This window comes from Stenotrophomonas sp. GD03877 (assembly GCF_029840555.1).
Taxonomy (GTDB): Bacteria; Pseudomonadota; Gammaproteobacteria; order Xanthomonadales; family Xanthomonadaceae; genus Stenotrophomonas; species Stenotrophomonas geniculata.
This window is the reverse complement of sequence record NZ_JAOCCT010000011.1, coordinates 87430-113938: the sequence shown is the minus strand read 5'-3', so window position 1 is coordinate 113938 and position 26509 is coordinate 87430. Positions and strand designations below refer to the sequence as shown.

Sequence of the window (26509 nt, the reverse complement as noted above, 5' to 3'; positions counted from 1 at the left end):
TTGATGCTGGCCTGGGCCGGTGGCGACCTGCGCGCATTCGAAAGCCTGTATGCGCGCCATCGCAAGCGCCTGTTCGGCTTCCTGCTGCGGCAACTGCGCGACAACGCGCTGGCCGAGGAGATCTTCCAGGATGTCTGGCAGCGGGTGATCAGCGCCCGCGCCGGCTGGCAGCCCGAGGCGGCGTTCAGCACCTGGTTGTTCCGCATCGCGCACAACCGCCTGAATGACCATTGGCGTGCCTCCCGTCATCGCCCCGCCGCGCCGGCCGACGCCGATCTGCGCCTGGCCGCGATCGAGGATGGGCAGACCCCGGAAGGTGAGCTTTCCGAATTCGAACAACGTCGCCGCATCCAGCTGGCGATGGAACAACTGCCGCCCGAGCAGCGCGAGGTGCTGCAACTGCGGCTGGATCAGGAACTGAGCCTGGAGGAGATCGGCCAGATCACCGGCGTAGGCCGGGAAACCGTGAAATCGCGGCTGCGCTATGCGATGGACAAGCTGCGTGCGGGATTGAACGCATGAACCGAGACGAACCGCTGACGCCGGAAGAACGCGAGCTGGCCCGGCTGCTCGGCCGTCGCGCCGAGCAGGCACCGCCCGCCGCACTGGACGCCGCCATCCTGGCCGCGGCCCGCGCGGCCGTGGACGCTCCGGCTGCCGATGCGGTCGCCTCTCCCGAGGCGCCGCGCACGCAGCGCACACGCCCGCGTTGGCCGGCGGTGTTCGGCATCGCCGCCTCGATGGTGTTCGCCATCGGCATCGCCTGGCAGCTGCGTCCGGAACCGCCGCCGGTTCCGGCCGGTGAGGCCGCTGTTGCTGCGGCACCGGCTGCGGCAGAAGACGTTGCGGCTGCCGATCAGGCCGCTGACAGCAGTGCAGCCGACAGCGCGGTGGCGGCTGCGGCACCGGCGGCTGCGCCCGCAGCGCCCGAGGCAGGCCCTGTTGCCGCTGCCCCGGCACCTGCACCGGCCATCGCGCGCACGCGCAAGCCTGCGCCGGCCGAGACCGCTGAAGCGCCGGCCCAGGCTGCACGATCGATGGCTGCAGATGCGGCCGCCGATACCTCCTTTGCGGCCCTTCCGCCCGTTCCGGCCGCAACGCCGGCAGCAGCGCCGCCTGCGCCACCGGCACCCGCCGCCTACTCGGCACCGGCACCGGCACCGGCATTCGCGCCGGTAGCGTCCGGGGCGCTGAAAGCACGCACGGCCGCAGCACCGGCAGTCAATGCCGCCGAAGTCGAGCGGGCGCAGGCGCTGGACCGGGTAGAAATCACCTCGATGAAGCGTGAGGCTCCCAGCCGTTCCGCACCAGGCATCATGCGCCGCGGCAGCGATGCGGGCCTGAGCGCGGATGCCGTGCTGGCCGAGGTAGACGCCGACGCACGACTGCCGCGTCGGCAGTGGCTGCAGAAAATCCGCACACGACGCGACGACGGCCAGCGCGATCTGGCCCGTGCCAGCCTGGAGCGCTATATGCAGCAGTACCCGGAAGCGCGCCTGCCACGCGACCTGCGCCCACTGCTGGACGACTGAAGCGGACGGGAATACCCGGCAACCCCGTAGAATGACGGGAATGCTCGATACTCTCGCCCAGCCGGTCAGCTACACGCTGGAAGTCAAACACAGCCGTTTCATCGCCCATGCCGCGCCGATCGACGGCGCCGCAGCGGCCATGGCGTTCCTGCAGCAGGTCGCGGTGGCCGATGCCACGCACAACTGCTGGGCCTACCGGCACGGGCAGGACTATCGCTCCAGCGACGATGGCGAGCCGGCCGGCACGGCTGGACGTCCGATCCTGGCGGCGATCGACGGCCAGGGTTTCGACCGGGTGATGGTGGTGGTGACCCGCTGGTTCGGCGGTATCAAGCTCGGCGCCGGTGGCCTTGTACGCGCCTACGGTGGTGCCGCCGCCGAGTGCCTGCGTACCGCGCCGCGCCTGCCGCTGCTAGCGATGGCCCGGTTGCAGCTGCTGGCCGGCTTCGAGGACCTGGGTACCCTGCACGCCAGCCTGCCCGCCTTCGGTGCCGAAAAGCGCGATGAACAGTTCGATGCCAATGGCGTGTGCCTGCGGATCGAATTGCCTGCCGATCAGGTCGACGCATTGAAAATCCGCCTGCGCGACGCCACCCGTGACCGTATCCGCATAGAAGACGACAACCAGGATGACTGACAAGGACGACGCCCCCGCTTCGACCCCGCCGCTGCGGCGCCTCGGCAGCCTGCGCACGCTGTGGCCATTCGTGCGCCGCCATAGCGGGCTGTTCACCGCCTGGCTGCTGGCCCTGGCGGTGTCTTCGGCCGCCACGCTGAGCCTGCCTCCGGCGGTGAAGCAGATGATCGATCATGGTTTCAGCAGTGGCGGTCAGATCAACCGCGCCTTCGCCCTGCTGATGCTGGTGGCGGTCGTGATGGCGTTGGGCACGGCCGCGCGTTTCTACTTCGTGTCGCTGCTCGGCGAAAAAGTCGTTGCCGACCTGCGCAGCCAGCTGTATGCCCACCTGATCCAGCTGGGCGCCGGCTTCCACGACCGCAGCCGCAGCGGCGAACTGGTCTCGCGCCTGACCGCGGACACCGAACTGCTGCGCAGCGTGGTCGGCTCGACCATGTCCGTAGCATTGCGCAGCACGGTCACTGTCATCGGCAGCCTGGCGATGCTGTTCGTCACCAGCCCGCGGCTGGCCGCATGGTCGCTGCTCGGCATTCCACTGGCGGTGCTGCCTATCATCATCGGTGCGCGCAAGCTGCGCACGGTCGCACGCAACAGCCAGGACCGCATCGCCGATGCCAACAGCCTGGCCAGCGAGACGCTGGGCGCGGTGCGCACGGTGCAGGCACATGCACGCGAGCCATACGAACGCGGGCGCTTCGACAAGGCGCTCGGTGATGCCATCGGCGCCGCCCGCCGCCGCATCGGTGCACAGTCGCTGGTCACCGCCAGCGCCATCCTGCTGGTGTTCGGCGCCATCGTCGGTGTGCTGTGGCTGGGCGCGCACGACGTCATCGACGGCCGCCTCAGCGCCGGCACGCTGGGTCAGTTCGTGCTGTATGCCTTGATCGGCGGCGGCTCGGTGGGCGCCCTGGCCGAAGTATGGAACGAGCTGCAGCGCGCGGCCGGCGGCATGGGCCGCATCGGCGAACTGCTGCAGGAAGACATCGAGATCCGCGCGCCGGCCCAGCCGCACGCGCTGCCGCAGCCGCTGCGTGGCGAGATCCGGTTTGACGACGTGGTGTTCCACTACCCGCAGCGACCGGACCAGGCCGCACTGGACCACTTCAACCTGCACGTGCGCCCCGGCGAGACCGTGGCGCTGGTGGGTCCGTCAGGGGCGGGCAAGAGCACGGTGCTTTCGATGCTGCTGCGCTTCCATGACCCGGCCAGCGGCCGCATCGACGTGGACGGCATCGACGTGCGCCAGGTCGACCCGGCCGAGCTGCGTGCGCAGCTGGCGCTGGTGCCACAGCAGCCTACGCTGTTCGCTGCCAGTGCCCGCGACAACATCCGCTATGGCCGCCTGCAGGCCAGCGACGCCGAGGTCGAGGATGCCGCACGAGCGGCCGAGGCCGACGGTTTCCTGCGCGCGTTGCCGCAGGGCTATGACAGCGAGCTGGGTGAGCGCGGTGCCCGCCTGTCCGGTGGGCAGCAGCAGCGTGTGGCGATTGCCCGTGCGCTGCTGAAGGATGCGCCGATCCTGCTGCTGGATGAAGCCACCAGCGCGCTGGATGCACAGAGCGAACACAGCGTGCAGCAGGCATTGGAACGGTTGATGGCGGGTCGCACCACGCTGGTCATCGCCCACCGCCTGGCCACCGTGCTCAAGGCCGACCGCATCGTGGTGATGGACCAGGGCCGCATCGTCGCCGAGGGCACGCACGCACAGCTGCTGGCCGAAGACGGACTGTACGCTGAACTGGCACGCCTGCAGTTCATCGATTGATGACGTCCGGCTAACATCGGCGCGGCCAAGCTGGCCGCGCAACTGCAGCATCCGCTGAAGGAGGTGCACGATGTCGTTCCGTCAGTTCCCCGCCGTCGACAGCAACGGCGAAAGTCACATCATCATCGAGTTCAAGCCCGAGGCGAATGGCAGCGGGCACCATTCCGAAGCCACGCCGCGCTACGAGCTGGATGATGGGCGGCCGCTGGTGCGCGATGGCCGCGAGTTCACCACCAGTGGCGGCGAGTTGAGGTTGACGATCTGAGGTTCGCCGGGCATGGCCCGGCGCTACCGGATTTCATTCCGCCCCGCTCTGGTGGGTGTCGACCTTGGTCGACATGCTTTTTGCCAAAGGCGGTCGAGCATGGCTCGACGCTAAAAAAAGCATGGTCAATTTTTCACCAAGCATCTTGACAGCCTTGGCTGCCAAGGGCTGCGCGCGGTTATCCACACCTTTGCTCAGAAACCATCCACATCGCCTGTGGATGAATGTGCTCAACCCAGCACCCGCCCAATGCCGCTGGCGTCCACCTCGGCCGCCGCCGTTGCGATCGCAACCGGGTCGCTGCCCGCCACGAATCCGATACGGAAATGCACTTCGCCGCCGGGCGTGCGCGAAGAATGGATCGAGGCCAGGCTGATGCGGTGCTGCTCGAACACGTTGAGCAGCTCACGCAGCGAGCCCGGCCGGTCTTCCGGCAGGTGCACCGACAACGCATTGCGCTCGGTCAGGTCAGCCAGCAGATAACCCACGCGTTCGAATGTGTAATTGCCGTCCGCAAGCGCCTGCTCGCCGAAGGCAGTGCGATTGGCCGACAGCAGCTGCTCCCGGAATGCAGCACGTGCACCGTCGTCACCCTGACCGACCTGCGCCTGCAGGGACTGCAGCTGGCCGACCAGCCGCTCCAGCATCGGCGCTACGTATGGGTTGCCGAACTGGATGTCTTCGTAGATCGCCGGGTTGAGCGACAGGATCCGCGAGATGATCGCCGTATCCAGCTCGAACGATGCCGACCGATACGGCATCATCGCGGCCAGATTGCCCAGCTGCGGCTGGTACTGGCGCAGCACGCCGGCCTGGGCCAGGTGAGTGGCATGCACCATCGCCTGTACCAGCGCCATCATCTGGTCGTGGTGCTGCGGCGTGGCGCGCACGCACTCAGCCTGCAACGCCGTGCACAGCGTATCGACCCACGGCTGCCACTGCTGCAGCCGCGCTTCGCAGACCACCATCACCCGGCCCTTCAGGGTCGGCGCCTTGGGCGGAGCCGTCATCGGGTGCAGGCCGACCACTTCGGCTTGAGAGGCCAACATCGCCTGGACCGGCGCTTCCTTTACCGAGGACACGTCCAGCCACAGCCGGTCCTGCTCGCGGCCGGCCGACTGCTGCACGTACTCGGCAATCAGAGCCGGCGTATGCCGGATCGGTGCCGAGAACACCAGCACGTCGGCCTGCGCCAGCAACTGTTGCGGCGTATGCGAGTCCGGATCGGCCGGATCGTGGCCGATCACCTGCAGCTGCATGTGCTGCTGGAAGAAGCGGGTCAGCCAGCGCCCGTAGGCGCCGGCACTGCCGATGATGCCGACCGTGCGCGGCGTACGTTCGAGCAGGCCGCTCATGCCACGCGTTCGGCGCGGAAGCGCGACCCTTCGGCCAGCGCGGCAGGCGCTGCGGCGATCACGTCGAACTCTTCGAAGCCGTTGTCCAGGGTCGCCTCCAGCGCCGCGTGGGTGCCCGCAATCGCACGCGAGATCGCCTGCTGCATCGATTCGCCGCGCAGCAGGAACGACACCACCAGCGACATCAGCACGTCGCCGGTACCGGCCACGTCCACCGGCAGCAGGGGCGAGGTCCAGCGCCAGGTCTCCTCGCGGCCGACCGCCAGGGTCACCAGTTCGCCCGGGTTGCCGCCCACGCTGTGCGCGATCACCCAGTGCGGGCCACGGTCCAGCAGCGTGCGTGCGGCGGCGATGGCATCGGCCTCGGCGAGTGCTGGCATGCCGGTCAGGCGATTCAATTCAAAGGCGTTCGGGGTCACCAGCCAGGCATGCGGCAACAACCGCTCTGCGAAGATCGCTTCCAGGCCCGGTTCCACGTAGGGGCCGGTGTGAGTATCACCGATCACCGGATCCAGGCAGTAACGCAGCTGCGGGCAGGCCGGCAGGATGTCGTCCAGCCAGTCGGCGAAGGCAGCACCGTTGGCCGTGCTGCCAAAGTAGCCGGAGACGAGCATCTTCGCCCGCTGCGGCAGGCCGCGCTCGTGGGTGCCCAGCAGCAGGTCGGCGAACCAGTCGGCGGGCAGCACACGGCCGCGGGTGGTGTCGTAGAACGGCGCATTGCTCAGCAACACGGTCGGGATCTCCGCCACGCGCACGCCGAGTGCGCGCATCGGCGGTACCGCGGCGCTGTTGCCGGCATGGCCGTAGACAAGTTGCGACTGGACCGAGATGACATCGATCGGCGACGGGCCGTCGGGCCGCTGGCGGCGGCCGTGGACCAAGTGGTTATCAAGGGATTCGCTCATGGCCGCATTCTACGCTCAAGGGGGTTTTCGGCAGGGCTTGCAGCCCTGCACCTGCCAAAGCTTCAAGCAACGGCAAAGGCAAAAGCCAAAGCGAGCTATCCGTGGGATGGCGGGGCGGTGTCGGAGTGCGGGGACGCCGTGAACCCGTCCATGGGGGCTTGGCCGCGGCATCCATGCCGCGGACACCCCGCACTCCGACACCGCCCCACCTTCGACAGGTTCACGCGGCTGTTGGTAACTGCGGCTGTTGTGCCGCACGGCTGTTGGTAGGTGTCGACCTTGGTCGACACATCTGTCAGACATCGAATGAATTCATCCACGCATGGCATGGATCTACCGTGTCGACCAAGGTCGACACCTACCAGAGCAGTAAGCCGTTCCGGCAGATCACGGAAAACTGTCGAAGGCGGGGTGGGTCCGGTTGCAGGGGTGTCCGCGGCATGGATGCCGCGGCCAAGCCCCCAGGGATGGGTTTACGGCGTCCCCTGCAACCGGACCCACCCCGCCAACCCACGGATAGCCCGCTTCTGCTGTTGACGTTGCCTCTGCAGGTGCAGGGCTGCAAGCCCTGCAAACCCACCCTCCCTCAGTGAGCAGCAGGCCGAGACGGCGGCAGCCATGCCGCCACGATGCCCAGCAGCGGCAGGAACGCGGTCAGCTGGTAGACGTACTCAATGCTGGTCTTGTCCGCCAGTAGGCCCAGCACGGCAGCACCCAGTCCACCCATGCCGAAGGCGAAGCCGAAGAACAGGCCGGACACCATGCCGATGCGGTGCGGCATCATCTCCTGCGCATACACCACGATCGCCGAGAACGCCGACGACAACACGAAACCGATCAGCACGGCCAGCACCGTGGTCCAGAACAGATCCGCATGCGGCAACATCAGGGCAAACGGGGCCACGCCGAGGATCGAGGTCCAGATGATCGGCTTGCGGCCGATGCGGTCACCCAGCGGGCCGCCGAGGAAGCCGCCGGCGGCGGACGCCACCAGGAACGCGAACAGGTGCAGCTGCGCCTGTGCCACCGGAATGCCGAAGTGGTGGATCAGGTAGAAGGTGAAGTAGCTGCCGATGCTGGCCATGTAGAAGTATTTGCTGAAGATCAGCACCAGCAGGAGCGCCAGCACCTTGGCCACGGTGCGCGACGGATGCCGCGGGGCCATCGACGCGGTGCTGGCCGGACGCGGGGTGCCCAGATGCAGCGCATACCAGCGGCCGACATAGGTCAGCAACGCGATGCCGATCAGGGCGGCGCCGGCAAACCACGATGCGGCATGCTGGCCATACGGCACGATCACCGCCGCGGCAATCAGCGGGCCCAGCGCGGTACCGAAGTTGCCGCCGACCTGGAACACCGACTGTGCAAAACCATGGCGACCGCCCGAGGCCAGCCGCGCGATGCGCGAGGCTTCCGGATGGAAGATGGCCGAACCAATACCGACCATCGCCGCCGCCATCAGCACCACCGCGTAGTTCGGTGCGAAGCCCAGCAGCAGCATGCCGCACAGGGTCGAGGCCATGCCGATCGGCAGCGAGTACGGCGCCGGGCGGCGGTCGGTGGCCATGCCGATCAAGGGCTGGAAGATCGAGGCGGTGAGCTGGTAGGTCAGCGTGATCAGGCCGATCTGGGTGAAGCTCAGGTTGAAGCCGCCCTTGATCACCGGATAGATGGCCAGGATCAGCGACTGCATCATGTCGTTGACGACATGCGAGGTGGAGATGGCGGCCAGCACGCCGGGGGCCACCGGGCGTGAGGTCGTTGTTGGAGAAGCCAGGGTCGACATGGACACAGTCAGGTTGGGGGCGAGCCACGCATGCTACGGTGACCTCCTCCTCCCTTCTGCCGCGTTCGGGTCATGGCATATCGCAAAAAGGACACCCCTTGCCAGGTCCGCGAGACTGCGCCGTGGAACGAGGTTCCGGTGCACCGCCCGGTGACCTGCCGCGCCCGCCATTACAAGCCCGGGACCCACATCGCGCCCCACCGGCACCGCCGTCACCAGCTGGTGTTCGCCATGTCCGGACTGATGGTGGTGCGTGCAGACGGCGGCCATTGGGTGGTGCCATCGACCCGCGCGATCTGGGTGCCGGCCGGTATGGCGCACGCCGTGGACTGCATCGCCGAGGTACACATGCGCAGCCTGTACGTGGAGCCGGACTTCGCGCCGCAGCTGCCGGACGAGGCATTTGCGGTACAGGTAGCGCCGCTGCTGCGCGAGCTGCTGCTGGCCGCCAGCCTGATCGAGACCGCGCATGTGGACGACAGCCGCGACGGCCGCCTGGTGCGCCTGCTGCTGGACGAGCTGCACCGCATGGACGTGCTGCCGCTGCACCTGCCCTCCCCCACCGACCCGCGCCTGCAGCGGATCTGCCAGCACATCCAGAAGCATCCCGGCGACGACGCCACGCTGCAGGATTGGGCGCAGGCGCTGCAGGTGGACGTGAAAACCATCCAGCGCCATTTCGCCAGCGAACTGGGCATGACGTTCGGCCAGTGGCGACAACAGGCGCGGCTGCTGGCCGCGATGGAACGGCTGGCCGTCGGCGACAAGGTCATCGATGTCGCGCTGGCGATGGGTTACGACAGCCCAAGCGCGTTCACCAGCATGTTCAAGCGGCAGCTGGGGCAGACACCGGCGGCGTTTTTTCGTTGATGCTAACGATCCGCGGGCACATGTGGATCGCGCATCAGACGAAATTCCCATGTATCACTGTCCACCAGCGGATAGTGCAACGGGAAAACCTGTCCTGCCACGCGTGCCTGCACCGGCACACCCTCGATCCGGCAACCTCCGGGCTGGTGGAATCCGACCAGCTCGGTAATGCTCAGATTGTCGGTGTCGTCCTCTGCAGAGAAGTACGCGGCAAACGCCGGATTGCCGCTGACACGACGCCGCAGTACGACCCGCCCAACGTCGGGTGCGTACCAGCTGATGCTTCGCTCCAGGCCCTCGACCACGCCATCACCTGCATTGGGCCTGTCCGCTCCGACAACTGCGCGCGCATTGGACTTCCGCCAGCGCGCTTCACGCTCGATGCGATAGGCGCTGATATCTCCCAGTGCAGTGCGCACGGTTTCGATGGCCGTTACCCGGCTCTGGCCCTGTTCTTCGTAGTCGTAACGATAACGGCCGGAACGCGCGTTGAACTCTCCGGGCTCCTCGAACCTGTCCTGCCACTGGTCACCCACCTTGAGCGGGAAGCGCAGCAGCACTTTGTCGCCCTTGCGCAGCGGATTGACGTCGGCGTACGTATCGATCCATTCACGCCGTAGAGTTCCCTCCGCGATCTCCAGTTCACGCTGACCGTTCTGGGCTACCTTCAGCAGCATTGGCGTCGCCGGGAAACCCGCTCCGCCGGAGTAGGTCCATTGCGTGCCCGGAGCTGATGTCGGCGCTTCCTGCGGGCCGGACAAGGGCGCGTCCAGGCGGCACTCTTCGGCCGATACCGTGCCGATGAAGGACAAGGCTGCAGTCAACGCCCCGCACAGAATGGCGCGAGGTGCCATGCGCGGTTCGAAATGCAGGTGCAGGATCATGTCGCGCATTGTAAGACCCTCGGACACGAAAACGCCGGGCATCGCCCGGCGCTACCGTTCAACGCTTGGGTTGAAAACTCAGGACGTCATCCGGTCCCAGAAGCCCTTCACGCCATCGATGAAGGTGGCCGACTTCGGCGAATGCTTGCGCGCTTCCTCACCGACGAAGGTGGCTTCGAACTGCTCCAGCAGCTTGCGCTGCTCGTTGGTGAGGTTGACCGGGGTCTCCACCACCACACGGCAGTACAGGTCGCCCTCGCTGCGGCTGCGCACCGAACGCACGCCCTTGCCACGCAGGCGGAACAGCTTGCCGGTCTGGGTCTCGGCCGGAATGCGGATCTCCGCTTCGCCGCCGAGAGTGGCCACGCGCACGGTGTCGCCCAGTGCGGCCTGCGAGATGCGGATCGGCACTTCGCAGTGCAGGTCGTCGCCATCGCGCTGGAAGATCGCATGCTCACGCACGCGCACTTCCACGTACAGGTCACCCGGCGGCGTACCGGCCGGGCCGGCTTCGCCCTCGCCCTGCAGGCGGATGCGATCGCCGGTATCGACGCCGGCCGGCACCTTCACCGACAGCACCTTGTCTTCCTCGACACGGCCATTGCCGTGGCAGGTCTTGCAGGGCTTGGCGATGATCTGGCCACGGCCGCCGCAGTTGTGGCAGGCCTGCTGCATGGCGAAGATGCCGCGCTGGATGCGCACCTGGCCACGGCCATGGCAGACGTTGCAGGTCTCGACCTTGCCGTCTTCGGAGCCACTGCCATCGCAGTCGCCACACTCGGCCAGGGTCGGGATCTCGATGCGGCGCTCGACGCCGCGCACGGCTTCTTCGAGGTCCAGCTCCATCACGTAGCCGATGTCGGCGCCGCGACGGGCCTGGCGCGGACCACCGCCGCCGCCGCCAAAGATGTTGCCGAAGATATCGCCGAAGATATCGTTCATGTCCGGGCCGCCCGGACCGCCGCCGCCACCCATGCCGTGCTCGAACGCGGCGTGGCCGTGGCTGTCATACATGCGGCGCTTGTTGCCGTCGGACAGTACTTCGTAGGCTTCCTTGCACTCCTTGAAGGAGGCTTCGGCCGCCGTATCGCCCGGGTTGCGGTCCGGGTGGAACTTCATCGCGCAGCGGCGGTAAGCCTTCTTCAGCTCGTCGTCGGTGGCGGTGCGGGCAACGCCCAGCACTTCGTAGTAATCGCGCTTGCTCATATCGTGAATCGGGTTCCGGAAAGTCGGGATTCGTCAAAGCGGAAGAGCGGAACCAGGTCCGCTCTTGCGTCGGGCGCCCCGACACGCCGGTGGGCGGTCAGGACCCTGATGCGACAACGGGACGCTGATGGCCAGCGTCCCGTGTCGGTCCGGATCAGGACTTCTTGTCGTCCTTGACTTCGGTGAACTCGGCGTCGACCACGTCATCCTGCGCCTTGCCTGCGTTGCCGGCTTCGGCACCCGGGGCAGCACCGCCCTGGTCGGCCGAAGCGGCAGCGAACAGCGACTGGCCAGCTTCTTCCAGCGCCTTCGACTTGGCTTCGATCTGTGCCTTGTCGTCACCCTTCATCGCGGTTTCCAGATCGGCCAGGGCCGCCTCGACCTTGCCGATCACTTCGCCACCGACCTTGCTGCCGTGCTCGGTGATCGCGCCGCGGGTGCCGTGGATCAGGGCGTCGGCCTGGTTGCGGGCCTGCACCAGTTCCTGGAACTTCTTGTCTTCTTCGCGGTTGGCTTCCGCGTCGGCGACCATGCGTGCGATCTCTTCCTCGGACAGACCCGAACCGGCCTTGATCTCGACCTTCTGTTCCTTGTTGGTCTTCTTGTCCTTGGCCGACACGTGCAGGATGCCGTTGGCGTCGATGTCGAAGGACACTTCCACCTGCGGCAGGCCGCGCGGCGCCGGCTCGATGCCGGACAGGTCGAACTTGGCCAGCGACTTGTTGAAGCGGGCCTGTTCGCGCTCACCCTGCAGCACGTGCACGGTCACGGCCGACTGGTTGTCCTCGGCGGTGGAGAACACCTGCGAGGCCTTGGTCGGGATGGTGGTGTTCTTCTCGATGATCTTGGTGAACACGCCACCCATGGTTTCGATGCCCAGCGACAGCGGGGTCACGTCCAGCAGCAGCACGTCCTTGACGTCGCCACCCAGGACGCCGCCCTGGATCGCAGCACCCAGTGCCACGGCTTCGTCCGGGTTGACGTCCTTGCGCGGTTCCTTGCCGAAGAACTCGGTCACCGCCTGCTGCACCTTCGGCATGCGGGTCTGGCCACCGACCAGGATCACTTCGCTGATGTCGCTCGAACGCAGGCCGGCATCGTTCAGGGCGACGCGGCACGGCTCGATCGACTTCTTGATCAGGTCTTCCACCAGCGCTTCCAGCTTGGCGCGGGTCAGCTTGATGTTCAGGTGCTTCGGACCCGACGCGTCAGCGGTGACGTAGGGCAGGTTCACTTCGGTCTGCTGGGCGCTGGACAGCTCGATCTTGGCGCGCTCGGCAGCATCCTTCAGGCGCTGCAGGGCCAGCGGATCCTTGCGCAGGTCGATGCCCTGGTCCTTGTTGAATTCTTCAACCAGGTACTCGATGACGCGGTTGTCGAAGTCTTCGCCGCCCAGGAAGGTGTCGCCGTTGGTGGCCAGCACTTCGAACTGCTTCTCGCCGTCGACGTTGGCGATCTCGATCACCGAGACGTCGAAGGTGCCGCCGCCCAGGTCGTACACCACGATCTTGCGATCCTTGTTGTCGCCCTTGTCCAGGCCATAGGCCAGCGCGGCCGCGGTCGGCTCGTTGATGATGCGCTTGACGTCCAGGCCGGCGATGCGGCCGGCGTCCTTGGTCGCCTGGCGCTGGCTGTCGTTGAAGTAGGCCGGCACGGTGATGACCGCTTCGGTGACCTTCTCACCGAGGAAGTCCTCGGCGGTCTTCTTCATCTTTTCCAGCACCTTGGCCGAGATTTCCTGCGGGGCCATCTTCTTGCCGTCGCTGGTCGACACCCAGGCATCGCCATTGTCATGGGCGAGGATGCCGTACGGGACGTGGGCGATGTCCTTCTGCACTTCGGCGTCGGTGAACTTGCGGCCGATCAGGCGCTTCACCGCGTAGAAGGTGTTCTTCGGGTTGGTCACGGCCTGGCGCTTGGCCGAGGCGCCGACCAGGACTTCGCCGTCCTTGGTGTAGGCGACGATCGACGGGGTGGTGCGATCGCCTTCCGAATTCTCGATGACGCGGGCCTTGCCGCCGTCCATGATCGCCACGCACGAGTTGGTGGTGCCGAGGTCGATACCAATGATCTTGCCCATGGGGGAGACTCCTGAGGATGCTTGTTGGGGTCAGTCCGGCCGTTCGGCCGGTGGATGAATACGATGTGGGGGAGGCTCGTGGAACATTCAAGCCATCTCCCGAACGCTGTGTTCAGCGCCTGGAAAACCTTGCCAGGCATGGCCTGGCTCGACCGGGGCCGGGCATCACCCGGCCCAGTCAATCAATCGGCGGCCACCACCACCAGCGCCGGCCGCAGCAGGCGCTCGTTCAGCAGGTAGCCCTTCTGGAACACGGTCACCACGCTGCCCGGGGCGGCGCCCGGGGCCGGCACCTGGCTGATGGCCTGGTGGTGTTCCGGGTTGAACGGCTGGCCAGTCGGGTCCAGCAGGACCAGACCGTTGTCGGCGGCAACCTTCAGCAGCTGCTTGTAGGTCAGCTCCAGGCCTTCGCGCAGCGGGTGCGGGTCGTCGCCGGCGGCCTTCAGGCCGGCATCCAGGCTGTCGAACACCGGCAGCAGCTCGCCGAGCAGCTTCTCGTTGGCGAACTTGCGGGCCTGCTCGATGTCACGGGCCACGCGCTTGCGCTGGTTCTCCAGGTCGGCGCGCTCACGCAGCGCATCGGCCTTGATCTGCTCGACTTCGGCGCGCAGGCGCTCCACTTCGTCGTTGACGCCGGCGGCGGCAGCCGCATCAGCGGCACTCTGCTGGGATTCGATATCTGGCTGTTCGTGGTTCATGTCTGGGTCCCTGGCGGTCACTCTCCGCCTCCACCCACCCTAGTGTGGGCGGGATGCTGCGTTTCAAGCGTCGGATGTTCCGGGAGTGCGCCCGGCCGGTGAAAAGGCCGCGCCGAGCACATCGGCGGTGGCCTGCACCAGCGGGATCATGCGGTCGTAGGCCATCCGCTTGGGGCCGATCACGCCCAGCACGCCCAGCACCTGGCCGTTGGCGGTGTACGGGGCGGTGACCAGCGAGACGCCCTGCAGCGGCATCATCCCCGTCTCCTCGCCGATGAAGATGCGCACGCCCGGCGCCTGGATGGTCCGCTCCAGCAGCTGCAGGATCTCGCGCTTGCTGGAGAACAGCTCGAACAGTTCACGCAGGCGCTCCAGGTCGGACAGGTCCTGCACCCCCATCAGGCGGGTCTGGCCGGCCACCAGCATGTCGTCGGCCGCTGGCTGCAGGGCCTGCTCGGCCAGCTCGATGCTGTGCGCCAGCAGCTGTTCCAGCTCGGAGCGGGCGTCGCGCAGTTCCAGAAGCAGGCGGGTGCGGATCTCGGCCATCGGCAGGCCGGCGAAATGGGCATTGAGGTAGTTGGCGACCTGCTCCAGCTGGCCTGGCGCGAACTCCTGCCGGGTCTCGATGACCCGGTTCTGCACCTCGTTGTCGGCGAACACCAGGATCGCCAGTACGCGGCGCCCGTCCAGCGCCACGAAATCGATCTGGCGGAAGGCGAACTGCTCGCGCCGCGGCGCGCTGACCACGCCGACGAAGTGGCTCATGGCCGACAGCAGCTCCGAGGCGCTGCCGAGCAGGGCCTGGGTGCTGCCGCCGCCAGCCAGTTCCTGACGCAACCGGGCCAGCTCGCCCTCGCCCGGCGGCTGCATCTGCAGCAGGCTGTCGACGAACACCCGGTAGCCGTGTGCGGTCGGGACGCGCCCGGCCGAGGTGTGCGGCGAGGCCAGCAGCCCCAGGTCCTCCAGGTCGCCGAGGATGTTGCGGATGGTGGCCGGGCTGACCTCCAGGCCGGCCACGCGCGCCAACGTCTGCGAGCCGACCGGCTCACCGTCCTGGATGTAACGCGCGATCAGCGTGCGCAGCAGATGGCGCGCACGCGGGGCAAGCTGGTCGGGAGAACCGTGCATGGAATCAACCTGTGAGACACGGACACTAGATAATGGCGGCGCATCACCTTGGCAAGTCATTGGACCTCCCTCGCCCACGTGCTAGCGTTGCGCGGCTGCTGATACCCCCTTACCCATGCTCAGACATCTTTCGATCAAGGATTTTGCCGTCGTCCGCGCCACCGAACTGGAGTTCGGGCCAGGCATGACCGTCGTTTCAGGCGAGACCGGCGCCGGCAAGTCGCTGATGGTCGACGCGCTGGGCTTCCTGTCCGGCCTGCGCGCCGACAGCGGCGTGGTCCGCCACGGCGCCGCGCGCGCCGAGCTTTCGGCCGAGTTCGCGCTGGACCAGCTGCAGGCCGCGCGCCAGTGGCTGGCCGACAACGAGCTGGACGACGAAGAACAATGCCAGCTGCGCCGCGTGATCCGTGCCGACGGCGGTTCGCGGGCGTGGATCAATGGCCGCCCGGTGACCCTGGCCCAGCTGGGCGACCTGGCCTCGTTGCTGGTGGAGATCCACGGCCAGCACGAACAGCAGGCCCTGCTGGCGCGCCCGTCGCAGCTGGCCCTGCTGGATGCCTATGCCGGCAACGAGAACGAGCGCCGCCAGGTGCGCCGCGCCGCGGCCGCATGGCAGGCACTGGTCGATGAATCGCTGGCGCTGTCGCAACAGGGCGACGTGAGTGACCGAATCGGCTTCCTGGAGCACCAGCTGCGCGAACTGGACCGCGAAGACCTGGAGCCGGAGTCGATCGTGGCGCTCGGTGCCAGCCATCGCCGCCAGGCCCACGCCAGCGCCCTGCTGAGCGCCTGCCAGGCCGCCAGCAACCAGCTCAACGGCGATGACGGCAGCTCCGCGCTGGACCTGCTGCAGCAGGTGCGCCACGAGCTGTCGCGCCTGATCGAACACGACCCGCGCCTGGGCGAGGTGGACGGCCTGATCGAGAACGCCTCGATCCAGCTGCACGAAGCCCTGTCGCTGCTGGACCGGGTGCACGATGACCTCGATGCCGACCCGGAGCAGTTCGAAGAGAACGAGCGCCGTCTCGGCCGCCTGCACGACCTGGCCCGCAAGCACCGCGTGCCGATGGACGAACTGGGCGCGCAGCGCGAGCGCATGCACGCCGAAGTGGAGCAGCTGCGCGGCGCCGACGAACGCTTGCAGCGCCTGGCCGGCGAGATCGACAAGGCCGCCGCCGCCTGGCGTGTGCAGGCTGAAGTGCTGACCGCCAGCCGTCGCAGCGCTGCTGCCGAACTCTCGGCCACCACCACCGGCATCATCGCCGAGCTCGGCATGGGCGGTGGCCAGTTCCTGATCGAGCTGGAGCCGCAGGATGCCGGCAAGCCCGATCCGCAGGGTGCCGAGCGCGTGGAGTTCCTGGTCGCGGCCAATGCCGGCCAGCCGCCGCGCGCACTGCGCAAGGTGGCCTCAGGCGGTGAACTGTCGCGCATTTCGCTGGCCATCGAAGTGGCCGCGCTGGACCTGGATGCGGTGCCGACCATGGTGTTCGACGAGGTCGACTCCGGCATCGGCGGCGCCGTGGCCGACATTGTCGGCCAGAAGCTGCGCGCCCTCGGCGAGAAGCGCCAGGTGCTGTGCGTGACCCACCTGCCACAGGTCGCTTCCAAGGGCCATGCCCATTACCGGGTCAGCAAGGCCCCGGTGGAAGGCATGACCCAGAGCGCGGTGGAAAAACTGGACAGCAAGGCACGCGAGGAAGAGCTGGCGCGCATGCTCGGCGGCGTGGAAGTGAGCAAGGAAGCGCGCGCCGCCGCACGCAAGCTGCTGCAGGCCTGAGGCCTGTTCACGGTTATCCACGCATCGCGTGGATCTACAACCCACCCGCACGGTAGTGCCGGCCGCTGGCCGGCAACCCAACACCGGTGGACGATGTTCGAGAGGTTGCCGGCCAGCGGCCGGCACTACCCGTATCACCCCAACGGCCGCTCCAGATCCACGTTCTCCACCAGGTAATCCAGGAACGCGCGCACCCGCAGCGGCAGGTAGCCGCCCTGTCCCAGGAACACCGCGTGCACCTCTTCCAGGTCACCGGGATTGGCTTCCTCCAGCACCGGCAGCAGGCGTCCGGCAGCGATGTCGGCCTGCACCTGGAACGCTGCCAGCCGTGCCATGCCCAGACCACCCAGCACCAGCTGCCGCAGTGCATCACCGTTGCTGGCGCGGGCATTGCCACTGGGCAGCACCATCCGCTCGCGTCCGTCCTGCAGCAATGGCCAGCCCTGCATCGCCCGGGCATGGCCGATGTCCAGCCGATTGTGCGACTGCAGCTCCTCAGCGTCGCGCGGCAGCCCATGCCGCTGCGCGTAGGCCGGCGCGGCCACGATCATCATCCGCGTCGCGCCCAGCCGCCGCGCCACCAGGCTGGAGCTCTTCAGCGGCCCGGCCCGCACCGCCACATCGGTGCGCTGCTCCAGCAGGTCGATCACCTCGTCGTTGAGGGTCAGGTCCACGCCCACCTGCGGGTTGCGCTCCAGGAACGCCGGCAGCAGCGGCAACAGGAAGTGCTGGCCAAACGGCACGTTGGAATTGACCCGCAGCCGTCCGCGCGGCTCGGCATGTGCGCTGGCGCAGCGTTCGGCCTCCTCCAGGTCGGCCAGCACGCGCAGGCCACGTTCATAGAACGCGCAGCCTTCCGGGGTCAGCTGTAGCTGGCGGGTGGAGCGTTGCAGCAGGCGCGTGCCCAGCCGCTGTTCCAGCCGGGCCACCAGCTTGCTCACCGCCGAGGGCGTCATGTCCAGGGTGCGGGCGGCGGCGGAGAAGCCACCGGTCTCGATCACCCGCACGAACACTTCCAGCTCGCCGGATCGGTTGATGTCAGGTCGCGCCATGGCAATGAATCCAGTTCACAGATGATTATCCATGCGCAGTCTAGTTCACAGATAACCACGGAATCACCATGGTGGTCCCTCCACCCGGGACCGCCCGATGAACCGCTTGAGCCACCTCACCGCCACCGCCCTGCTCGCCCTGTCCGGTGTCGCCAGTGCCGCATCCGCCCCGCACTGGGTTGCCAGCTGGCAGGCCAGCCCGCAACCGGTCTGGGGCGCGGATTTTCTGTTCCCGACCCTGGTCCCGGCCACGCTGCATGACCAGACCTTCCGCCAGACCGCGCGCATCAGCCTGGGCGGGCCTCGGCTGCGGGTGCGGCTGAGCAATGCTTACGGCACCCAGCCGCTGCGGATCGGGGCAGCGAGCGTGGCTGCCCGGGCGGGGGACACACCGCAGCCGCTCAGTTTCGACGGCCAGCCCGGGGTGCTGATCTCCCCCGGGCAGGAACGGCTGAGCGATCCGCTGCCACTGGTCACGGATGACCGGCAGGCACTGCAGGTCAGTGTCTTCGTGCCGGGGCCGACGCCGGTGCAGACGTTCCATTGGGAAGGCCGCCAGACCAGTTGGACTGCGCCCGGCGACCAGAGCCGGGCCCAGGCTCTGAGCGCGGCCAGCAGCACCACTGCCCGCCTGTTCCTGGCCGGCATCGAGGTCGAGGCCGCCGCCCGCGCACGTAGCGTGGTGGTGATCGGCGACTCGATCACCGACGGCGCCACCGCCAGCCTCGACCAGGACCAGCGCTGGACCGACCACCTGGCCGCGCGCCTGGCACCGCGGGGCATCGCCGTGGTCAACGCCGGTATATCCGGGGGGCGGCTGCTGCGCGACGGCATGGGTGAGTCGGTTCTGGCCCGCTTGCAGCGCGATGCACTGGATCAGCCCGGCGTGGCCAGTGTGATCGTGCTGATCGGCATCAACGACATCAGCTGGCCTGGCACCGCGTTCGCCCGCAACCAGGCCCGGCCCGCGCTGGCGGAACTACAGGCGGGGTATCGCGCCCTGGCCGAGCAGGCCCGAGGCCGAGGTATCCGGATCGTAGGCGCCACCCTGGCACCGTTCGCCGGCGCCCTGCCCGACACGCCGCTGGATGACTACTACCACCCGGACAAGGATGTCCTGCGCCGGCAGCTCAATGCGTGGCTGCGCACGGACAGCCCTTTTGACGCGGTGATCGACCTGGACGCCGCGCTGCGGGACCCGGCCGATCCGTCACAGATGGCGGCCGCCTACGACTCCGGTGACCACCTGCACCCGGGCGATGCGGGTAACCGGGCCATGGCCGAGGCGGTCGATCTTGAGGTGCTCATGGGGCCATCCACGCATGGCGTAGATCTACCGTAAGCAACGAAAAACCCCGGGCAAGCCCGGGGTTTCGTCGCATCCAGCTGGCCGGAACGGCTTACTTGCGCTTTTTGCGCACGTACAGCACCAGCGAGTGCTCTTCCAGCTCGTAGCCGTGGTCGGCAGCGATCTTGCGCTGCAGCTCCTCGATCTCGTGGCTCTCGAACTCGATGATCTTGCCGCTGTCCACGTCGACCATGTGGTCATGGTGGCCGCCACGGTCCAGCTCGTAGACGGCCTGGCCGCCTTCGAAATTGTGCTTGAGCACGAGACCGGCGGCCTCGAACTGGGTCAACACCCGGTAGACCGTCGCCAGGCCGATCTCGTCGCCATGCTCAAGCAGCTGGCGGTAGATATCTTCGGCGGTCATGTGGTGCTGGGCATTGCGCTGTTCAAGCAGCGCCAGGATCCGCATCCGTGGATGGGTCACCTTCAGGCCGACTTTTCGCAGGTCGTGGGTTTCCATAGGTCTCCGTTCATTGGCGATTTAGCGCCAGCTGCCTCGGATTGGGTCGCGGTGGCACGCCGGGAGTGTATCATCGGTTTGATTTCCCCAACCGCCAGTCCCGATGCGCAATCTCCTGTTGGTCGCCGCCGTCGCCCTGTCCACCACCGGGTGCGGCATCATCTACAAGCAACCCATCTATCAGGGCAACCTGATCCGGGAAGATGCCGTGGCCAAGCTGCAGGTCGGGCAGAGCAAGCAGCAGGTCACTGCGCTGCTGGGCACCCCGTCCATTCCGGACCCGTTCCACGCCCAGCGCTGGGACTACACCTCCAGCCAGCGCGTGAACCGCCTGGGCCGCACCGAGGTGAAGAACTTCACCGTGTTCTTCGACAATGACAACGTGACCCGCTGGGAAGGCGATTACTTCCCGGGTAACGACAAGGCCCTGGCCCAGCAGACCGTGCGCCAGTTCGGCCGCAATCTGCCGAAGGACAAGAAGAAGAAGGGTCGCTGACGCCCCCTGCCCGTCCGCACGGACGGGCGGCAGGAATCAACCGCCGAGCGCGCGACGCCGGCGGTTGTCCTTGGGGTCGGCCTGCAACGGGCGTAGCAGCTCGATGCGGTCGCCATCCAGCAGTACCTGCTGCGGGCGCGCCAGTACCCCATGCACGGCCGCCGCCGGGCAGCCGGCACCGCCTTCCAGCGCAGCAGCGGCAATGGCCTCGGCCACGGTCGCGCCCTCGTCCAGCTGCAACCGGCGCGAGAGCACCCGCTGCGGCCAGGCCAGCACCACCTCGACCTCGATCATTGCTCAGGCCTCGTCGGCAACGCGGATGAAGTCGTTGACCATGCGGTCGGCCAGGCTCTGGAAGCCCAACGCCAGCGCCGGCCCCAGCAGGCGCGAACTGGGCTCGAAGTCCAGGGTCAGGGTAACTTTGCAGGCATCTTCGGCCAGCGCATGGAACTCCCAGCGGCCATGCAGCTGCTTGAACGGGCCATCGCGCAGCTGCATGTCGATGCTGTGCGGGCGCTGCAGGGTGTTTTCAGTCTGGAACCAGGTGCTGAACGAGCCCAGGCCCAGATCCAGGCGCGCTACCAGTCGGTCCTCGCCCTGCTCCAGGATCTGGGCAGCCGAACACCAGCGGAAACGGCGCGGATAGGCCTGGACATCATTGACCAGGTCGAACATGCGCGCGGCCGAATGTTCGACCAGGGCGCTGCGGCGGATAGTAGGCATGAATACAGGACGTTTCGGCAATCGACCGGGCGGGCCCGAATCGGAGACAATACGGAAATGAGCAAGAACAGCGGCAAGGATAAAGCAAAGAGCGCGACGGCCAACAAAACCATCGCGTTGAACAAGCGTGCCCGCCACGAGTACCACATCGAAGACCGCTTCGAAGCCGGCCTGGCCCTGCAGGGCTGGGAGGTGAAATCGATCCGTGCTGGCCGCGGCAACATCGTCGACGCCTACGCCTACGTGAAGGATGGTGAGATCTTCCTGATCGGCGCGCAGATCACGCCGTTGATCCAGGCCTCGACCCATGTCGTGGCCAACGACCGGCGCGATCGCAAGCTGCTGCTGCACCGGAGCGAGATCGACAAGCTGGTTGGCAAGGTCGAGCGCGATGGCTACACGATCGTGCCCACCGCGATGTACTGGAGCAAGAACAAGATCAAGCTCGAAGTCGCGCTGGCCAAGGGCAAGCAGACCCACGACAAGCGCGATGCCGCCAAGGACCGCGACTGGGCGATCGAGAAGCAGCGTGTCATGCGTCGCGGCAACCGCGACGCGTAAGGCGGTTGCGCAGCACCCTGTAGGGTCGAGCCATGCTCGACTGCTTTGGCTTTCTGCAGAGCCGAGCCACGCTCGGCTTCGGCAAGAAGAGCAGCCGAGCGCAGGCTCAGCTCTACAAGACGCTGGTCACCCCGCCAGCATGCCCTGCCTGCGCACCCGCGGCGCCAGTGCCGCGTGCATCACCGCCAGGTGCATCACCACTGCCAGCTCCGGCGCGTAACGATCATCGCCCGAGCGCCACTGCTGGGCCAGCTGTGCGGCATCAGCCGGCAGCAACGCCAGCAGCTGGGCATCGTCCAGCGCGTCGGCCGCGCCCTGCAGCTGGCGGGCCATCTGTCGCGACTGCCACACGTGCACACCAATGCTCAGGCTGGCCAGCGACATCAGCACCACGGCCAGCCCGTGCTCGAACCACTGCGACAGCACTTCCGGCCCCCACAACAGGGCTGCCAGCACCGCCAGGCCCGGCAGGCGCCACCCCAGCCAATGGATGCGACCACGCTGCGACCAGTGCACCACCACCGCGCTGGCGACCAGTGCTGCAGCGGCCGTGGCCGGCAACTCGGTCACCCAGGTGGCCGCCAGCAGCACCGCCAGCACCGCCCATACCCAGCCCGGCGGCAACGCGCGTCGCTGGTAATCGGCTCCGACCGGCCCGATCAGCTGCCGCAGGCTGCGTTGTTGGCTTGCATCGGTCACCCACCGTCTCCGTGTCTGTCCTGGCCTGGATGGTCGTCGCCAGTGTGTCGCAAATTCGTGCCCACGAAGTTAGCAATCCGCTATGACAGACGCTCTACAACAAGTTGCGGATTGACAGCGCCTGCAGGACGACCGCAGACGCTCACACCATCGACAGATCCTTGCTGAGGAACACTCTGCTCGCCCCGGAAGGATCGCATGGCACCTCGCCGAACACGGTCCACCCCTGCTTCACATAGAAGTCCGGCGCCTGGAAGCTGAGGGTGTACAGAACGCCGGAACGGCAACCGCGGCGGCGCGCCTCATCTTCTGCGGCCTTCAGTACACGCGACCCAAGCCCGCTACCCCGGTATGCAGGCGGCAGATGGAACAGATCCACGAACCACAGCCCCAGCGAGGTCCGGCCTGTAAGGCCGCCGACGACCTTGCCACTGGCCGGATCGGTGACCAGCACAGCCAGCGTGCGCCGATCAGCATAGCCAGCAGCCTCAAGATTGAACTGATCCAGGCCGGTGCCAATCAATTCCAGTGCCTCGGTACTGGGTGCATCGGTTACAGCGATTTCAGGCTGCATGGCACCCCTCCATTGGCTGCATATCAAGACTCTGGATGCTATCAACTCTGCCACGCGCTAAGCGGTCCCGCTGCAGCCTTTGATGCTATTCCGGCGTTGCTCCAGCACAGACAGATGCTGCAGCGCTCAACAACGGGCCAGCCTCCAGCCGCGGCGCAGGAGCGGTTGCCGGGAATGCTGCCGCAATGGCCTTGGCGGCGCGATCCGCATGCGGCTGGATGTACCACGAAGACGCAGCCGACAGCGTGCCATCGCGAACCAGTCGCTCAAACCGATACTGCCCCCAGTAAATCGCCAGGGGTTCCTCAAGGGCATTCAATGGGTTTCGCAGCGTGAGCGCCGCAGGGCACAACCCCGCAAAAGCTTCAGCCAGCGCCCGGCGCTGCTTCGATGGCTGCCCTACCGAGAGGAAGTGGCTGTACTCGTGCATCACGATCGGCGCCCAGTCCTCCTCGGCATCGAAGGTCGAAAACAGAAAAATGTAGCCGCCCCGCAGCTTTGCCTGGGTCTGCGCCGCCTCCGGCCACCACAGGAAGCGCACCTGGAAGGTGGGCGGCGCATCCACGCCGAAGAAGGTCTTCATCTGGCCCGCAAGCTCGTCTACCCGCACCGACTTCAGTTGCCGGTCAAGCGCTGCCTGCTGCGCACTGAACGGTTTCCGCCCAGCCAACAGCTGTCGCGCGCGCGGGACGAAACGCGCGTAGTACTGGCGCAGCAGCACCTGATCGCTGTGGTTCTGGAGCGCAATCGCAGCCTCCGCGGCAATGTCGAAAGAAGCGGCATCCAGGAAATGGCTGGCGTAGGGATCGCCGTCACGGGTATCGGCACCGGCGAACAGCCGGTCAGCAGGCGCAGCCGTCGCCTCATGATCCTGTGCCACGAGGGACGTGCGTTGGCGGAAGGCCGCATAGGCGGCAAGCAGGCGGCGATCCCGATCGTCCAGGCCGAAGCGCCGCTCCCACGCCTTCTGGTAGGCCAAGGAGGTGTATCCCGGCAGCCAGTCCGGCAGGTTGTCGAGCAGGTTGAACAGGTCCAGCGAGGCACTGTAGCCAACTTCCACCGTCGAGCGCGGGGGCTCGGCGGCTACGACGGTCGGCATCTGCATTGCCAGGATGCCCAAGGCAAGCACTCCCGACCATAGAAGTCGCATCCAGCCGAAGCGTGTGGGAACGACCATGGAATGTCCGCAGAATGGCGCCCGGAAATTCGAGCACGTCGCCGCATGGGTGGCAACCTGCCAAACGACAGGGGAGCCGTACCGCCCTGCCTGGTGTCCGCGTGACTGTTCAGCGGGATTGGCGTAACATTGGCCTCGTTGGGCGGGTTCTTGGTCAACATTTGGTCAACCAAGAGCCTGAAAGCCTTGCAATACTTGAAGAAACCGGGGGTGCATTGTCCCCGTGACGCCATCGGCGCCGGTTTCCAAACCGCAGAAATAATGAAGCCCGTCAATGCCTTAGCTTGATGGGCTTTTTTGTTCATGACTGCCGCATGGGCAGGAATTGGCATAGATTGGCAGCAACTTACCAGCTTTCTTGCCAGCTTTTAAAGCTGGCATGATGCTTCTCTCACTGCGCGGGTGCATCCACGAGCTGCTGGCGCTCGTCCTCCAGATCTCTGATCGCCTTTCCCGCTAATCGCTGTAGTGCAGCGAATTCAGCCTCAGCACCTTGCCATAGTGACCAAGACTCCTTGGCGGAGTACGCGCCCACTGATTTCCAGAACTCGCCTAGGAACAGGTTGACCTGACCGGCAACATCTGGCGTATGAAGCCGAGTAGACAGTGGCAACAGTTGGGCTGCACAACGCTGCGCCTCAGATTCCAGTTCAGGGGCTACCAGTGCTCGGTGCCAACTCTCCTTGGGCTGCGGGGCGTTGAGCCTAGCGACTCGAAGGTCCCTGCCAGCTTGTAGAAGGTTCACAGCAGCGGCTTGGACTGCAATTAAGTTCGAGCGCTCGGCATCTAGTCGCCGCGTTTTAAGCAAATCGCGTCGCTGCTCCAGCCTCAAAGTCCTCTGAGCAGCATCTCTACGTCGTTCAATTGCATAGTCGAGCACCCACTTCAACAGGATGCCGAGAATCAGTGACACTACCGGCAAACCATACTTCCAGAAGTTTCCTGCGGACTCTACAGAAGGCGCCGCAGGCGCAATCAGAATTTCAATAGGCATCGAGCCCCCTTCATCCATGGAGAGTGCATATCGTGCCTGAACGATTTGACGAATCGCGCAATTCTTCAAATCGCAGGCGCAGGAGGACCTACCCCATCCACCCGAACGGTGGCTCAGTGTTTGCTCTGGCCAGCCTGTTGGCCCGCACAGCCGCCCGCCAGGTCGTGATCTTGGCGACGTCTTCCCTGAGCCGGGCCTCGTGCCTGGTGACCCAGAGCTCGGCGCCGGCGCGGCCTTGGTCGTAGTTGCTGCATCGGCGCGACGGACCACCTGGTCCACACCGGTGACGATCGAGCGTCGCAACCCAGCTCCCATCGTCGACACGCTGGGACAAGACAACTATCCAGACGCCTTCGTAGGCGATCACGGTCAGCGTATCGCCCGGCCGACTGGCAGAGCGGGTGGTCCAGTAGAAGGAGTCGGGAAGCGGCATGGCCGGCAGGATACGAATGGCGGTTGCAGCGGCTGCGATTGTGAGCACTCTATTGCCACGCCACCGTCGCTCCCCTCCTACGCCGCGAGCTGGTGCTCGTAGAAGGGGTGACGCTTGTCGTCGAAGATCCGATACAACGCGGCCAGGTCAGCCGGGTCCGGATGGAGCCAGGCGTCGACGTGCTCGGGCTTGATGTTGATGATCGTCCGATCGTGGCCAGCCGCAGCGACTTCGGGCTCGGGATCGTCGGTGATCGCCGCGAACGACAGGAGATCGGGCTCTTTCCCCGCGGGGTCCGTCCAGTACGACCACAGGCAGGCCACCAGCATCGGTTCGCCAGTGCGCGGGGTGAACTGCACCACCTGGTTCTTGCCGTCCGGACCTTCCACGTTCTCGTAGAACGTCTCCACCACCATCAGGCCGTGGGTGTGGCCGAATGCCGGCGCCCAGAATTTCTCCAGACTGTCCCGCCGCGCGTTGTAGGTGCCGGGGTAGCGTTGATCGTAGCTGGCTGGCTTCCCTGCCAGGCGGCACTGGTAGCGCATGGGCTTGATGACCAGCTTGCCACCCTCGGAAATGATCCCCGGGGCGTAAACCCCGGGGAAGATCCGGCTGTCACGGTCCTTCGGTTCGGAGCGTTTGAGGTCCGCCAGCTTGGCCAGGACGCGCTCGATCTTGTTGCCGGCAACCCGAACGTCGTTCTGAGCTTTCTTCGTTTCCTTGACCTGCAGCGCGCGCTCGGCATCGGCCAGGCGCTTGCGGTTGGCGAACAGCTCTTGCTCCAGCACCGCGGCCTCGGCCCGGTTCCACTGCTCGACCTCCGCCCACACCGCAAGCTCCGCCGGCGTGGCGCCGGCCCGGAAAGCGTCGTCCATGGCCTTCGGGGTCTTGGGCCGCTTCTTGCCCGGGTCGTGGGCGTACAGCGCTGCGAACTCCTGCAGGGACAGCGTGGCGCCAGTCATGCGGACCAGCTTCTGGTAGGCAGCTGTGATCTGGGCGGAATAGCACATGGCCGGATTTCAGCATACTGCCTCCACACCGCGGTGAGGATGTTCTCACGACAGATCTATCCCGAAATCAGCGGCTCATGCCCTCTCTCAGGCT

The 26509-nt window shown here is 66.5% G+C and carries 27 protein-coding genes; 10 read left to right on the top strand and 17 right to left on the bottom strand.

Annotation, left to right across the window (positions count from 1 at the left end; translation table 11 throughout):
- Positions 1-3: 3 nt before the first annotated feature.
- The 5 genes from N5D20_RS10835 (at position 4) to N5D20_RS10815 (ending at position 4199) form a co-directional block, all read left to right on the top strand.
- Positions 4-522: an RNA polymerase sigma factor gene (locus N5D20_RS10835; protein ID WP_279914393.1), complete on the top strand. Its 519-nt coding sequence runs from the start codon at positions 4-6 to the stop codon at positions 520-522.
- Positions 519-1532 (top strand): hypothetical protein, encoded by a 1014-nt coding sequence (locus N5D20_RS10830; RefSeq protein ID WP_197579546.1) that lies wholly within the window; start codon positions 519-521, stop codon positions 1530-1532. The genes N5D20_RS10835 and N5D20_RS10830 overlap by 4 nt, the downstream gene beginning before the upstream one ends.
- Before the next feature lie 40 nt (positions 1533-1572).
- Positions 1573-2169, top strand: a complete 597-nt coding sequence (locus N5D20_RS10825; protein WP_197579545.1) for a YigZ family protein — start codon at positions 1573-1575, stop codon at positions 2167-2169.
- On the top strand, positions 2162-3934 hold the full coding sequence (locus N5D20_RS10820) for an ABC transporter transmembrane domain-containing protein (protein ID WP_010484484.1): 1773 nt from the start codon (positions 2162-2164) through the stop codon (positions 3932-3934). The genes N5D20_RS10825 and N5D20_RS10820 overlap by 8 nt, the downstream gene beginning before the upstream one ends.
- Positions 3935-4004: 70 nt before the next feature.
- On the top strand, positions 4005-4199 hold the full coding sequence (locus N5D20_RS10815) for a hypothetical protein (protein ID WP_005409247.1): 195 nt from the start codon (positions 4005-4007) through the stop codon (positions 4197-4199).
- 230 nt (positions 4200-4429) lie between these two features.
- Here the strand turns inward: N5D20_RS10815 and N5D20_RS10810 are convergent, their stop codons facing one another.
- The 3 genes from N5D20_RS10810 to N5D20_RS10800 all read right to left on the bottom strand — a co-directional run bounded on the left by N5D20_RS10810 (position 4430) and on the right by N5D20_RS10800 (position 8245).
- Positions 4430-5554, bottom strand: a complete 1125-nt coding sequence (locus N5D20_RS10810) for a prephenate dehydrogenase (protein WP_197579544.1) — start codon at positions 5552-5554, stop codon at positions 4430-4432.
- Positions 5551-6459, bottom strand: a complete 909-nt coding sequence (gene pdxY, locus N5D20_RS10805; RefSeq protein WP_010484478.1) for a pyridoxal kinase — start codon at positions 6457-6459, stop codon at positions 5551-5553. The genes N5D20_RS10810 and pdxY overlap by 4 nt, the downstream gene beginning before the upstream one ends.
- Before the next feature lie 586 nt (positions 6460-7045).
- On the bottom strand, positions 7046-8245 hold the full coding sequence (locus N5D20_RS10800; protein ID WP_197579543.1) for an MFS transporter: 1200 nt from the start codon (positions 8243-8245) through the stop codon (positions 7046-7048).
- A gap of 72 nt (positions 8246-8317) precedes the next feature.
- Between N5D20_RS10800 and N5D20_RS10795 the strand changes: the two genes are divergently transcribed.
- On the top strand, positions 8318-9115 hold the full coding sequence (locus N5D20_RS10795) for a helix-turn-helix transcriptional regulator (protein WP_197579542.1): 798 nt from the start codon (positions 8318-8320) through the stop codon (positions 9113-9115).
- A gap of 2 nt (positions 9116-9117) precedes the next feature.
- On the opposite strand, the gene N5D20_RS10790 is transcribed toward N5D20_RS10795, so the two are convergent.
- The 5 genes from N5D20_RS10790 to hrcA all read right to left on the bottom strand — a co-directional run bounded on the left by N5D20_RS10790 (position 9118) and on the right by hrcA (position 15111).
- Positions 9118-10008 carry a hypothetical protein gene (locus N5D20_RS10790; RefSeq protein ID WP_279914382.1) on the bottom strand — a complete coding sequence of 297 codons (891 nt, stop codon included), beginning with the start codon at positions 10006-10008 and terminating at the stop codon, positions 9118-9120.
- 69 nt (positions 10009-10077) lie between these two features.
- The gene (gene dnaJ, locus N5D20_RS10785; RefSeq protein ID WP_197579541.1) at positions 10078-11205 is read right to left on the bottom strand and encodes a molecular chaperone DnaJ; all 1128 of its coding nucleotides are present in this window, start codon (positions 11203-11205) and stop codon (positions 10078-10080) included.
- Between the two features lie 154 nt (positions 11206-11359).
- Entirely contained in the window at positions 11360-13285 is a 1926-nt protein-coding gene (gene dnaK, locus N5D20_RS10780) for a molecular chaperone DnaK (protein ID WP_197579540.1), read from the bottom strand.
- A 182-nt stretch (positions 13286-13467) separates the two neighbouring features.
- The gene (grpE, locus tag N5D20_RS10775; RefSeq protein ID WP_010484465.1) at positions 13468-13983 is read right to left on the bottom strand and encodes a nucleotide exchange factor GrpE; all 516 of its coding nucleotides are present in this window, start codon (positions 13981-13983) and stop codon (positions 13468-13470) included.
- A gap of 63 nt (positions 13984-14046) precedes the next feature.
- On the bottom strand, positions 14047-15111 hold the full coding sequence (gene hrcA, locus N5D20_RS10770) for a heat-inducible transcriptional repressor HrcA (RefSeq protein WP_010484463.1): 1065 nt from the start codon (positions 15109-15111) through the stop codon (positions 14047-14049).
- A 115-nt stretch (positions 15112-15226) separates the two neighbouring features.
- Here hrcA and recN point away from each other — a divergent pair, with 115 nt between their 5' ends.
- A complete protein-coding gene (recN, locus tag N5D20_RS10765; protein ID WP_197579539.1) occupies positions 15227-16888 on the top strand; it encodes a DNA repair protein RecN in 1662 nt (553 codons plus the stop codon).
- Between the two features lie 134 nt (positions 16889-17022).
- Here the strand turns inward: recN and N5D20_RS10760 are convergent, their stop codons facing one another.
- A complete protein-coding gene (locus N5D20_RS10760) occupies positions 17023-17940 on the bottom strand; it encodes a LysR family transcriptional regulator (RefSeq protein ID WP_019338370.1) in 918 nt (305 codons plus the stop codon).
- 97 nt (positions 17941-18037) lie between these two features.
- Between N5D20_RS10760 and N5D20_RS10755 the strand changes: the two genes are divergently transcribed.
- Positions 18038-19282, top strand: a complete 1245-nt coding sequence (locus tag N5D20_RS10755; RefSeq protein ID WP_197579197.1) for an SGNH/GDSL hydrolase family protein — start codon at positions 18038-18040, stop codon at positions 19280-19282.
- 58 nt (positions 19283-19340) lie between these two features.
- Here the strand turns inward: N5D20_RS10755 and fur are convergent, their stop codons facing one another.
- Positions 19341-19748 carry a ferric iron uptake transcriptional regulator gene (gene fur, locus N5D20_RS10750; RefSeq protein WP_005409235.1) on the bottom strand — a complete coding sequence of 136 codons (408 nt, stop codon included), beginning with the start codon at positions 19746-19748 and terminating at the stop codon, positions 19341-19343.
- Positions 19749-19851: 103 nt separating this feature from the next.
- On the opposite strand from fur, the gene bamE reads away from it, so the two are divergent.
- Positions 19852-20244, top strand: a complete 393-nt coding sequence (gene bamE / locus N5D20_RS10745; RefSeq protein WP_010484453.1) for an outer membrane protein assembly factor BamE — start codon at positions 19852-19854, stop codon at positions 20242-20244.
- 36 nt (positions 20245-20280) lie between these two features.
- On the opposite strand, the gene N5D20_RS10740 is transcribed toward bamE, so the two are convergent.
- On the bottom strand, positions 20281-20538 hold the full coding sequence (locus tag N5D20_RS10740) for an RnfH family protein (RefSeq protein ID WP_049411568.1): 258 nt from the start codon (positions 20536-20538) through the stop codon (positions 20281-20283).
- A gap of 3 nt (positions 20539-20541) precedes the next feature.
- A complete protein-coding gene (locus N5D20_RS10735; RefSeq protein ID WP_010484449.1) occupies positions 20542-20967 on the bottom strand; it encodes a type II toxin-antitoxin system RatA family toxin in 426 nt (141 codons plus the stop codon).
- 57 nt (positions 20968-21024) lie between these two features.
- Here N5D20_RS10735 and smpB point away from each other — a divergent pair, with 57 nt between their 5' ends.
- Positions 21025-21528, top strand: a complete 504-nt coding sequence (smpB, locus tag N5D20_RS10730; RefSeq protein WP_010484447.1) for an SsrA-binding protein SmpB — start codon at positions 21025-21027, stop codon at positions 21526-21528.
- A 126-nt stretch (positions 21529-21654) separates the two neighbouring features.
- Here smpB and N5D20_RS10725 read toward each other — a convergent pair whose 3' ends face one another.
- From N5D20_RS10725 to N5D20_RS10705, 5 genes are all read right to left on the bottom strand, one after another.
- The gene (locus tag N5D20_RS10725; protein WP_049434935.1) at positions 21655-22227 is read right to left on the bottom strand and encodes a hypothetical protein; all 573 of its coding nucleotides are present in this window, start codon (positions 22225-22227) and stop codon (positions 21655-21657) included.
- A gap of 142 nt (positions 22228-22369) precedes the next feature.
- Positions 22370-22801 (bottom strand): GNAT family N-acetyltransferase, encoded by a 432-nt coding sequence (locus N5D20_RS10720; protein WP_197579198.1) that lies wholly within the window; start codon positions 22799-22801, stop codon positions 22370-22372.
- Between the two features lie 85 nt (positions 22802-22886).
- Positions 22887-23930, bottom strand: a complete 1044-nt coding sequence (locus N5D20_RS10715) for a hypothetical protein (protein ID WP_279914385.1) — start codon at positions 23928-23930, stop codon at positions 22887-22889.
- Between the two features lie 439 nt (positions 23931-24369).
- A complete protein-coding gene (locus N5D20_RS10710; protein WP_197579200.1) occupies positions 24370-24972 on the bottom strand; it encodes a hypothetical protein in 603 nt (200 codons plus the stop codon).
- A 510-nt stretch (positions 24973-25482) separates the two neighbouring features.
- Positions 25483-26415: an SOS response-associated peptidase family protein gene (locus tag N5D20_RS10705; protein WP_197579201.1), complete on the bottom strand. Its 933-nt coding sequence runs from the start codon at positions 26413-26415 to the stop codon at positions 25483-25485.
- Positions 26416-26509 lie beyond the last annotated feature (94 nt).